This window comes from Candidatus Jettenia sp. AMX1 (assembly GCF_030263775.1).
Taxonomy (GTDB): Bacteria; Planctomycetota; Brocadiia; order Brocadiales; family Brocadiaceae; genus Jettenia; species Jettenia caeni.
The window spans coordinates 59,218-69,784 of sequence record NZ_SZPP01000026.1 but is presented as its reverse complement, the minus strand read 5'-3'; the positions used below and the strand labels follow the sequence as shown (position 1 = coordinate 69,784).

At 40.5% G+C, this 10,567-nt stretch carries 7 protein-coding genes, 1 tRNA gene and 2 pseudogenes; 5 read left to right on the top strand and 5 right to left on the bottom strand.

Annotated features, from left to right (window positions below; all coding sequences use genetic code 11):
- Positions 1-669: 669 nt before the first annotated feature.
- Together FBQ94_RS09410 and FBQ94_RS09405 are read right to left on the bottom strand one after the other, a co-directional pair.
- Entirely contained in the window at positions 670-1,137 is a 468-nt protein-coding gene (locus FBQ94_RS09410) for a hypothetical protein (protein WP_285442104.1), read from the bottom strand.
- Positions 1,112-1,922 (bottom strand): annotated as a pseudogene (locus FBQ94_RS09405) (IS1634 family transposase N-terminal domain-related protein); the annotation flags it as partial. The pseudogene FBQ94_RS09405 and the gene FBQ94_RS09410, both read right to left, overlap by 26 nt.
- A 356-nt stretch (positions 1,923-2,278) precedes the next feature.
- Between FBQ94_RS09405 and FBQ94_RS17450 the strand changes: the two are divergent.
- Positions 2,279-2,437: pseudogene (locus FBQ94_RS17450) on the top strand (tyrosine-type recombinase/integrase); the annotation flags it as partial.
- Between the two features lie 74 nt (positions 2,438-2,511).
- Here FBQ94_RS17450 and FBQ94_RS09400 read toward each other — a convergent pair.
- Positions 2,512-2,587: transfer RNA gene (locus tag FBQ94_RS09400), tRNA-Ala, on the bottom strand.
- 328 nt (positions 2,588-2,915) lie between these two features.
- On the opposite strand from FBQ94_RS09400, the gene leuS reads away from it, so the two are divergent.
- Entirely contained in the window at positions 2,916-5,414 is a 2,499-nt protein-coding gene (gene leuS / locus FBQ94_RS09395; RefSeq protein ID WP_007223200.1) for a leucine--tRNA ligase, read from the top strand.
- A 72-nt stretch (positions 5,415-5,486) separates the two neighbouring features.
- Here the strand turns inward: leuS and FBQ94_RS09390 are convergent, their stop codons facing one another.
- Positions 5,487-5,915 (bottom strand): 4Fe-4S dicluster domain-containing protein, encoded by a 429-nt coding sequence (locus FBQ94_RS09390; protein WP_285442103.1) that lies wholly within the window; start codon positions 5,913-5,915, stop codon positions 5,487-5,489.
- A 201-nt stretch (positions 5,916-6,116) separates the two neighbouring features.
- The gene (locus tag FBQ94_RS09385; protein ID WP_007223198.1) at positions 6,117-7,097 is read right to left on the bottom strand and encodes a hypothetical protein; all 981 of its coding nucleotides are present in this window, start codon (positions 7,095-7,097) and stop codon (positions 6,117-6,119) included.
- A 392-nt stretch (positions 7,098-7,489) separates the two neighbouring features.
- On the opposite strand from FBQ94_RS09385, the gene FBQ94_RS09380 reads away from it, so the two are divergent.
- The 3 genes from FBQ94_RS09380 to FBQ94_RS09370 all read left to right on the top strand — a co-directional run bounded on the left by FBQ94_RS09380 (position 7,490) and on the right by FBQ94_RS09370 (position 10,458).
- Positions 7,490-8,245 (top strand): DUF1264 domain-containing protein, encoded by a 756-nt coding sequence (locus tag FBQ94_RS09380; RefSeq protein ID WP_007223197.1) that lies wholly within the window; start codon positions 7,490-7,492, stop codon positions 8,243-8,245.
- A gap of 113 nt (positions 8,246-8,358) precedes the next feature.
- Positions 8,359-8,571, top strand: coding sequence for a hypothetical protein (locus FBQ94_RS09375; protein ID WP_040544596.1), 213 nt, complete (start codon positions 8,359-8,361; stop codon positions 8,569-8,571).
- Positions 8,572-9,096: 525 nt separating this feature from the next.
- Positions 9,097-10,458 (top strand): glycosyltransferase, encoded by a 1,362-nt coding sequence (locus tag FBQ94_RS09370; protein ID WP_007223195.1) that lies wholly within the window; start codon positions 9,097-9,099, stop codon positions 10,456-10,458.
- Positions 10,459-10,567 lie beyond the last annotated feature (109 nt).

Sequence of the window (10,567 nt, the reverse complement as noted above, 5' to 3'; positions counted from 1 at the left end):
CTTGAATGGGGTTCAAGAGGTCGTGGGTTCAAATCCCGCCACCCCGACCAATAAATTTAAGGGTTTCTCGAATTTGCCATATCTCGTTTTTCCTCAACTGTAGTCAGATTGTAGCCAGCCTCAAGCCCCATCTCTTAAATTATCAGGGCAATGTGGTGTGCATACCGTTGAGTCATTCTAATATCCTGATGCCCTAATAGTTTTGATATTTTGTAACTACTCCTTTTTGTGCTAATCTCGTAGCAAAGGTATGTCTGAGGTCGTGGAAATAAAAACCTTGAGTGTCAGCCTTACCTCTAAAGCGACATTAAAAGCCCTTCTCAGATTATGCCTGTCAATCTTGGTTGCCTGTACTACTGAAAAAAGGATTATATTCTTAAGCCATGCTAGAGAATTCTCAAGGAATCTCTTTTCTTCATCCCCTGTTAATTAACGGTCTCTTTCATTTATCTTCCTTTTTGAATTTGGATTGTATTCTGCAACAATTTTTTATTCTTTTTATGAGTACAATAATTGTCTAAAATAACATGAACTTCTTGCTCAGGAGAATACTCGGCAGCGATTTCATCCATTAAAGGCTTGAAAGCCTTCTCATTTTTTTTGTCTCAGTAACTTTTCCGTGTATTTGTCAGGTTGAAACCTTCAGTGCAGCAGACCATTATAATAAAGTCATTTTGTCTTCTGGCAATATTTCTGTTTTTGGTGTTTTTCTTGGCATAATGCCAAGAATATACATAAATATAGATTATTTTGGCAATTAGATACTAGGCTTACCTCATAAGGTTGTATACTACTTTTAGGAAAAGACTCAGTGTGAGGCGTGTCGAAAGGCACGCTACCACCCTGGCCAAGTTTTTCCGTTTTATCGAAAATACTTTCAGGACTCGGCTTGGAAACCGCACTCTGAGCCTTTTCCTTTTTTATTTCCAATTGCCCTTCCTTTATAATATATGCTGAACGAACTCTGTACTTGCCACCTCTGTAAACAAATTCAACGACAGTTGCCTTGTTTTTCCCATTTCCCCTAACTAACAACTTATAATCTTCGTGTGTGACAGGCAAAATATATTCTGGATTATCAATAACATACTCTACGTGTGTATTTCCATTGAAAGGAAACAAAAATATGGGCTTCAATTCTCCTTTCCAATTGGTGCCATATGGGTCGGATGGAAAGCGATCCCTTCAAATCCTTAAATGCCTGTTCAATCCGGGTCAACAGCAGATCCGTTTCCCAGACGGTTTCAGCTGAGGCGGCCTGCATATTGGAACGAAGCAGATAGCGTCCTTCGCGACGTCCGGAATTTCCCACACTGCTTTTCAATCCGGTCCAAAAAATACCAACGGTTCATCGCGATGCCTCAGCAGCAAATCCAAACAACGATATGGCTTACCCTTTTGTGCCAGTGAGTAATCCGCCCCCAGCAGATCCTCATAGCACTGCGCACATACCACTCACGGTGAAAACGAAATTCACTTCCCGGATCTATCAATCGGTAACAGATCAATGCCTTCAGCATATTGAGCCAACTTGTTCCCTTACGGCTTGACGGCAAACGTTCCCTCCAAAATGTGTTCAATTCCAGCATATTCCATACATACAATCCCAACCAGCATGTATCCCATTGCCGTGGATGGCGTAATGCTATTTTGTCCAACCTTACCCGGATGGTTTCACATGCCATTACCGGTAATTCTTCCTGGTCATCCGGAAACAATGCCAGTTGTTTTATCTTGGATTCTTCACCAGAAACGGCCTCTATCGTCCGAACCCATTCTGCACGTTGGTTGTCATTGAGTTCTCCCAAGTGGTGAACTTGCCTCTGGAATACTCTTCTTCCGTTGGTCCGCCGGTTCTCTGCTACGCTCCAATACCAGTGTGTTTTCCCATCTTTCATCCGTGTTTTTTTCCGTAAAAGCATGTAACCATTTTCTCAGTTTCCCCAAGTGACGGTAATAGGGTAGGTCGGCACTACAAGCCATTTTGAAAATCGACTCCTGTAAATTCAAGGGTTTCTGGGTAATTCTTAACCAAAAATAACCTTTTTGGGTACGAGAATATCGGGTTAGTCTTGCGGTCAAAGAATGGGAATGGGTTAAAGGGAATCCTGTCTCTAAGATACGAAGGAAAAAGAGAATAATAAGAAGGATCGGTGGTTAACTGAGGATGAGGAATTAAAACTCCTGGATAATTGTGCAACATGGCTCAAAGATATAATTATTTTTGATCTGCACATTGGATTACGACAGAGGGAACTTCTCGATCTTCAATGGAACCGTGTTAATTTATAAAGTATTGCAAAAGGCAGGTATTGGAAATTTTCACTTCTACGACTTAAGGCATACCTTTGCTACACGATTAGCACAAAAAGGCATTGATATCTATACCATCGCAAAGCTTCTTGGTCATAAAGACATTCGGATGACCCAAAGGTATGCACATCATTGTCCCGAAAGTCTAAGGGGAGCAATCCAGGCAATAGAAGTAAGTGCTGAAACCCTTGTATTTATTGGTGGAGCTGAGGGGATTCGAACCCCTGACCTTTTGAATGCCATTCAAACGCGCTCCCAACTGCGCCACAGCCCCACCTAAATATTCCACCGGAGAAATTAGCCGCGAATTTACACGTATATAAAAGAGAAATGCGTGATATTTTCGTGGTTAATTTGACAAGGTATAAAAATAACATGATCAATAAAGATTGTCAAGGCTTTTCAATGGGAATTTCAATTGATTCAGTATGAAATTTTGATAGAATCTTAATTTCTTTGACGATTTCTTAAAAGGAATACCATACAATAATTTAGGAAAAAGATTTCATTGATATAGAGGTACAGAAGTATAGTTGTAAACTCTATCTGTCCGTTTTATCCATATTTTTGTGTCTCTATGATTCAAGTTTAAGGAGCTTTGGATGGCAAAGAGGGAATATAACTTCACCGATATTGAAAGAAAGTGGCAGGGATTTTGGGAAGGTTGCGGATTGTTCCGTGTTGATGAGACAAGCAGGAAAGAAAAATTCTACTGTCTGGTCATGTTCCCGTATCCCTCCGGTACCCTGCATGTAGGCCATGGCAGAAACTACATTATCGGTGATGTTGTCTCACGATACAAGATTATGAAGGGGTATAACGTGCTTTCGCCTATTGGTTGGGATGCCTTTGGTCTTCCTGCAGAGAATGCAGCTATCAAGAGCGGTGTTCATCCTGCTCTCTGGACAAGAGACAATATTAAGGCCATGAAACGCCAACTTCAGCGATGGGGGGTAGGCTATGATTGGGACAGAGAGGTTACTTCCTGTAACCCCGATTATTATAAATGGACGCAGTGGATATTCCTTAAACTCTACGAGAATAATCTGGCGTATAAAAAGAAGGCAGCCGTGAACTGGTGTCCTTCATGCGCCACCGTGCTGGCCAATGAACAGGTTGTAGATGGTTGCTGTGAACGCTGTGATACGCCTGTCCGGCAGCGAGATCTTGAACAATGGTTTTTCCGTATCAGTCAGTATGCGCAAATATTACTGGATGATATCTCTTTATTAGAAGGCTGGCCTGAACGGGTAAAGACCATGCAGGCAAATTGGATAGGCAGAAGCGAAGGTATTCGTATTAATTTTACCTTAGAAAATTCTGATACGATAGTACCGTGCTTTACCACACGCCCTGATACACTCTATGGCGTTACCTTTATCTCCCTGGCGCCAGAACATCCCTTTGTTAATGAGTTGATCTCAGGTTCTCCCCAAGAAATGGCCATTAAGGATTTTATAGAAAGGGCACGCAGTCAGGGTATGGTAGAGCGTACGGCTGAAGGGACAGAGAAGGAGGGGGTATTTACTGGTAAATATGTTATCAACCCCATCGATAAGAGTAAAGTACCCGTCTGGATAGCCAACTACGTTCTTATGGAATATGGCACGGGAGCTGTTATGGGTGTGCCTGCTCACGATCAGAGGGATTTTCTGTTTGCCAGGAAATATCATCTGCCGGTTAAGATTGTTATTCAGCCCAAAGAAGGGGAATTAAGAGCCGATACAATGAATGCGGCATATATCGATAATGGTGTCCAGGTCAATTCAGGAGTTTTTAATGGTATGCCGAATACAGAGACGATAAGAAAAATTCCTGAATATCTTGAATCGAAAGGATTCGGCGCAAAGACAGTAACCTACAGGTTACGGGACTGGCTTATATCAAGGCAGCGTTACTGGGGAGCGCCTATTCCCATTGTTTACTGTGAAAAATGTGGTACAGTGCCTGTTCCTGAATCACAACTTCCGGTAGTACTGCCTGAAAAAGTAGAATTTAAGCCTCACGGCATGAGCCCATTGGCAGAGGTTGATTCCTTTATTAATACGCAATGTCCGAGATGTTCCGGGGCGGCAAGGCGGGAGATCGATACGATGGACACGTTTGTAGACTCAAGCTGGTATTTCCTCAGATATCTTTCTCCTAAGGAAGCGGATCGGCCTTTTATTCCGGAAAAAGTTAATACATGGTTGCCTGTAGACCAGTATATTGGCGGTGTCGAACATGCGATCCTGCACCTTCTTTATTCCCGCTTTATTACCAAGGTCCTTTACGATCTTGAATATATTACGTTTAAAGAGCCTTTTCAACACCTCTTTACTCAGGGTATGATTATCAAGGACGGCGCTAAAATGTCAAAGTCCAAAGGTAACGTCGTGAGTCCTGATATCCTTATTGATAAGTATGGAGCAGATACCCAGCGCCTCTATATCCTTTTTATCGGTCCGCCTCAGAAGGATGCTGAATGGAACGACCGTGGAGTTTTAGGCGCTTATCGGTTTCTTGGCCGTTTATGGCAAAAAATCACCGATTATGAAGAAGTTTATGCAAAAATACCGGGAACGGATATTTCCATCCAAAAACTTTCAAATCAGGCGAAGACCCTTTACCGTCAAACAAATCAAACCATAAAGAAGGTCACAGAAGATGTAGAAACCTCCTGGCATTTCAACACGGCGATTGCTTCTGTAATGGAGTTACTCAACAACGTAGATTTGTTTCATGTTACCATCCCGCAGAACACTGAAGAACTTGATTTTCATGTCTTCCGCCATGCCATGGAGACTATTCTTTTGTTAATGGCTCCCTTTATTCCTCATATTTGTGAAGAATTGTGGGAAGTTATGGGTCACAAACCAGGCATATTCCGGCAACCATGGCCTACGTATGACAAAAATGCTATCCATGAGGAGATGATAGAGATTGTTATTCAGATCAACAGTAAAGTCAGAAGTCGTCTATCGGTGCCTGTCGATATGAACAATGATGAATTGAGAAGGTGTGTGCTCGATGATGAACGCATTATCGCATTATTGGATGGTAAGAAAATTATCAATACCGTTATCGTGCCGAAAAAACTTGTGAATATTGTGGTAAAATAGGCGAAGTTTTTGTTTGGTAGTAAGGGCAACAGCTATTTGCCCTTACTACCTATGCTAAAATACATTTAATATTTATTTATCAGTATACACGAGAGCGCCGGTTTTACATGCCTCTACACAGGCCATAGTATCAAATCCCCTGCAGTCGTCGCAATTGAAGGCAAAATTAAGTTCGGCATTCTTGGTAATTGCGCCAAAAGGGCATGCCTCTACACAAGCCCAGCAGCCGACACATTTTTTTGTATCAATGACCACATTACCATCTTCATATTTTGTGATAGCGCCATATTCGCAGGATGCCATACATTTGGGTTTTGCACAATTTTGGCATACCGTCATATGTGGCCTGTCTTTTCTTATGGATACTTGTAACCGGTAATGGGATTTCGGTGTTTCTGTAAAAGCGTCATAGAGATTTCCTGAGGCAGAATGGCGTACAGAACATTCCATCATGCACTGCTTACACGTTATACATTTATCTTTTATGAATTTCTTTTTCATGGCGAGACTCCCTGGATTTGTAAAATAATTAATAACCATTATTTTATAAGATTGTACAGCAAGCTGCAAATAAATTATCTCCTTCTTGTTATATTTTTACTTTTATACGATGAGAGGTTGTCAAAACTTATTCTTGTGCAACAGTTCTGACATTCTTTAATACACATTGGTAAGTAAGAGGTTGATGAAAATTGATGGTAGTTATTTAAGCGACCATGATTTTTTTAATCCTTCTTCACCCAGGAGTTCACCTGTTTCAAGAATGTGTTGGACTGTTTCCTGGTAATATGGTTTTTCTTTCATGCCTGCAAGGGCATCGGGAAAGAGTGCTAGAGCAATATTTGCAGTTTGTTCTGAAAATTGGTTCAGTATGATCGCACACCTCTGATCATGGAATAAGTAAATATTATCAATCATGGGGAAATCAAATAAGCCTATCCAGAATTCTACTATTTTTATATCCAATGCATGATTTGGTCCTTGTGATGTTTTAATTTCTAATCTAACCTTTATTTCTTTCATGTTCGTATTAACTTCTAACACAGCGATTCTAAAGTTTCTTTCTATTTCTCCCAGGGTGATGGTTTCATCTTTTAGCAGAAGACATGCTTTATTTTGCTTAAGTAAATTCAAATCAATTATTCTAAAAAAACATTTACCATCTCCTTCCAAAACCCATAGTTGTCTGGTAATAACGTATTGTGCGATGTTCTCCAAATCTTTTAAATATTCCTCACTGGACATGGTATTGGAAAGTAACTTTTTATCCCTGAGGAATAGAAAAAAGGGTTTAATATTCAATGATTTATTAAAATTATAGGCAAGAAGTTTAAGATTTAGCAGGAGTTTTTCAATCGGTACGTTTTCCATTTCAGAAAACGATCTGATAATTGAGTCAAATATATTTTTTCGCAGTACACTGTCCACCTCCTCCTGTTTATTCATTAACTCTGAGTAAATTCGCAATGCTTCAACGGTTAGATAGCTCTTTTCAGTACGGGCTTTAACGGCTGCCTTTTCCTTGAGATAGCTGGAGCCTAAGAATCCTGATATTCCGATAGCTACTGCAACAATGATACTTCCTAATGGTGCAATATAATACGTAATTACATCTCTCATATTCAGGCAAATTTTTTTCTTTTCTTTATCTGTATCTGTTTCTTCATGTTCTTTGTTCTTCAAGAGCATTTCCTCCCTGGATAACGTTTACCATGTTTAAACTTTAAAAGAGAAAAGAAAGAGTATTACAAATATATTCTCTGTTATTTTTTTATCTCCAGATAAAAAACTTTGCTGCAAAGATATTGGTAACTGAAATAACTTATTGTATGTAGAAGGAATTGTAGAGATTTACCGCAAGCCCTTCTGTGAATAATAAAAAAGTATACTACAAAATTCCAACTATTTTTCAATTGCTTGTGCAATAGATTTAATATATGTTGAAAGTGAAGTTGTTCAGGTAGCCGAAAAGATCTGATCTGGCAGAAAGACAGGTAATTTTTGAGTATCTTGAAAGGTTACATCAGGAATTGATAAAGACAATTTCTTAATCGTTGAGACGAAAGGAGATGGAAATGCGTCGACATTCTTATAAAAAGACGATGAGCAAGATGACGGTAGTTGTAATTATTGCGTTTCTTGGTTTCATGCTCATTGCAACAAAATGTATTGCAGCAGAAAAAGAGGGTGAGGGTGTTAACAACGTTAATAAGTTGAAGTATGCTGATCCCATCAAGGATATCCACCTATATCTCTGTGCATTCCATATTGCCAAGAACAACCCTAATCTGGCGGTAGAGGCTCATCACTATTGTTCAATGCGGGATCTTAATATCCGGGATGGAGAGCTCCACCAATGTGTCGTATACGACTCCAAAGAAGCGCCTGCCAAGCTTCTTGGTATAGAGTACATTATTAGCGATAAGACCTATCAATCGCTCCCGGCACAGGAAAAGAAGTATTGGCATCCTCATGCTTATGAAATAATAGCCGGACAACTCATTGTGCCGGATTTATCCGACATGGGTGATAAGGCGCTTGAAGGTTTTATTATGAGTTGGGGTAAGACGTTTCATACATGGCCTGACCCCAGCACTGATATTCCACTCGGCGAACCGCTCCTGATGTGGTCGGCCGGCGCTGACGGGCAGATCAGCAAAGAGATGATAGACAAACGCGATAAGCAATTCGGTATTGCTTCGGATGATCTGCGTGAGCGGAGAAAGGTATATGGTTATCAGGTTCCGAAAGTGGAAGTACCTAAGTCTCTTGAGGAGATTGGCCGGCAGTGGACTGGTAAGGGACCAGATAAACCAAAGAAGTTAAAATAAAAACTCCGGAAAGAATGAGTATGCTTATGGAAAGAGATTTTTGCTACGTTGTTAAAAATACCAGAGGATAAAATTGATTGGTGGTTCCTTTTTGTAGAGTTAAGGAGGATACTATGGCAATTGAATGCAGCAGATGCGGGCATAAAAGTACTTTTTGGCAACCAAGGGCGGTATATTCCTGTAAGGCTTCTCATTGCCAGGCACATAAGTATCCTGTCTGTGCAAAATGCCTGATCGAAATGGGGGCGTGCAAAGATGCATTTGGTACCCCAGAGAGGTGTCCGGTCTGTAATGTTGGTGAGTTAAAGTATCTCGGAAATACTTAATTCGGGGAATACTGTACTTCATGAATGGGTTAGTTCTCGTATCTCAACTTAGCCTAACAAACTGTGAGGAATATTAAGCGGTAAAGCTATAGTACCCCCTATATGAAACTGAACATACCACAATTCAATCCCGAAGGGATGATATCTCAGCACAGGTATCCCATGTCACCCCTTCGGGGTTTAAAATCTTTTCTCTGTTTTTTCCTATAATCATAACATCCCTACGGGATTAGGTAGAGGCGGAACATCTTGCGTCTCTACCATTGTGTACATGGTAAAGATTGACCACTATACCGGAGAGCATTTGGTTTACAAAACAATTCCCGGATAACCTGTACAGCATTATCCTGCATCTTTCCCGATTCATTATCATCATTAAGAATGATTATTTGAATTATGCTCACAGATAAACACATTTGAAACCATAAATGGCATAGATTATGCTAAAAATCCTAATCTCTAGTTGTCCTTGAAATCTCATTCATTTTAAAGACACACCATAAGGGTTTTTAGGGAGGTAATCTTATGAGAATTGCCATACTATCGCCATCAGGCAGGTTCATGCAGCATCACAAATCTTGCAATTCAAGGAAAAATGCCATTTCACTCTTATCCGAAGGTTTAATAAAACGGGGAGTGGATGTCACACTCTTTACCAGCAGTGACTTAGAAACAAAAGAACGACTCGAACCCAACTGCTCAATTCCTTGTAAAGAAGAAAACCACCTTAACTTTATAGCCTGTGTATCTTCTCATATGGTTAATGTGTTGAAAAAGGCCGGAGAGTTCGATTTAATCCACAATTACTTTAATCTCGTGCCTCTCTTTTACCGCTGCCTCATTAATACTCCGATGGTTACTACAATTCATGCGCCTTCTTCGGACATCTTATCTCTTTTTAAGGAAGACGAAGGTCGAAGCTACTACGTTTCGACGAGTATTGCCAGTCGCAACCCTTGCCTGGAGTATATCTCTACAATTTATGATAGTATCGATTTACAGTCATTTACGTTGAAAGAACAAAAAGAAAACTATCTTATATCCTTTGGTAATATCCATCCAAATAATGGTATTGAAGAGGCGATTGAGATTGCCCGGAAATCTGGTATGAAACTTATTCTTACCGGTAATGTTTTGGACCAAACCTATTTTGAGAATGTTGTGCTTCCGCAGCAGGGGGATCATCTTATAATTCATTGTGGAATGATAGATCAGGTACTTAAGGATAAATTGCTGGGTGGCGCCTATGCTTTTTTGCATTCAATTCGTTTCGGAGATCCTTTTGATCTGAGCATTATCGAGGCCATGGCATGCGGAACACCGGTTATTGCTTTTTCAGGAAGCGCCATGCATGAGATTATAAAAGACTGTGAAACAGGGTATATTGTTGAAAGTATTGAAGATGCATTGAATAGATTGAAACACATTTCCACAATTAATCGGATGCAATGTCGCCGATGGGTAGAAGATCGTTTTAGTCAGGATCGTATGGTGGATGACTACCTTAAAGTATACAAGAAGATACTTGAGATGGAAAGACCACGGGCACACCATGCTAATCCTCCCTGGGGAAAGTGGGAGGTGCTGTTGGATGAACCCACTTATAAGGTAAAGAGGATTACAGTTCTGCCGGGAAACCGGCTTAGCTACCAAAAACATTTTCAACGTGAGGAGTATTGGAATGTGGTCGGGGGCAAAGCATCGGTAACTATAGACGGGAAAGAGATATTGCTTAAATCAGGGCAAGCCATTGATATTCCCAAAGGAGCAGCTCACCGTGTAGCAAATCAGGAGCAATCTTCTCTGGTATTTATTGAGATCCAGCGCGGTAACTACTTAGGAGAAGACGACATTGTCAGATTAGAGGATGATTACGGCCGTTCATAACGGTAGAATCAGGAACCACAGATCGCAATTTCGGTTATTTGTGCTTAAATACAATATTGTGCTATCACTATTTACTCCTCTGCTCATATCTTGCTTCCTCTGTATTGTG

Coding starts and splice junctions, on each gene's coding strand:
- leuS (WP_007223200.1), top strand. CDS start 2,916: ATGGCAAAGAGGGAATATAACTTCACCGATATTGAAAGAAAGTGGCAG.
- FBQ94_RS09390 (WP_285442103.1), bottom strand. CDS start 5,915: ATGAAAAAGAAATTCATAAAAGATAAATGTATAACGTGTAAGCAGTGC.
- FBQ94_RS09380 (WP_007223197.1), top strand. CDS start 7,490: ATGCGTCGACATTCTTATAAAAAGACGATGAGCAAGATGACGGTAGTT.
- FBQ94_RS09375 (WP_040544596.1), top strand. CDS start 8,359: ATGGCAATTGAATGCAGCAGATGCGGGCATAAAAGTACTTTTTGGCAA.
- FBQ94_RS09370 (WP_007223195.1), top strand. CDS start 9,097: ATGAGAATTGCCATACTATCGCCATCAGGCAGGTTCATGCAGCATCAC.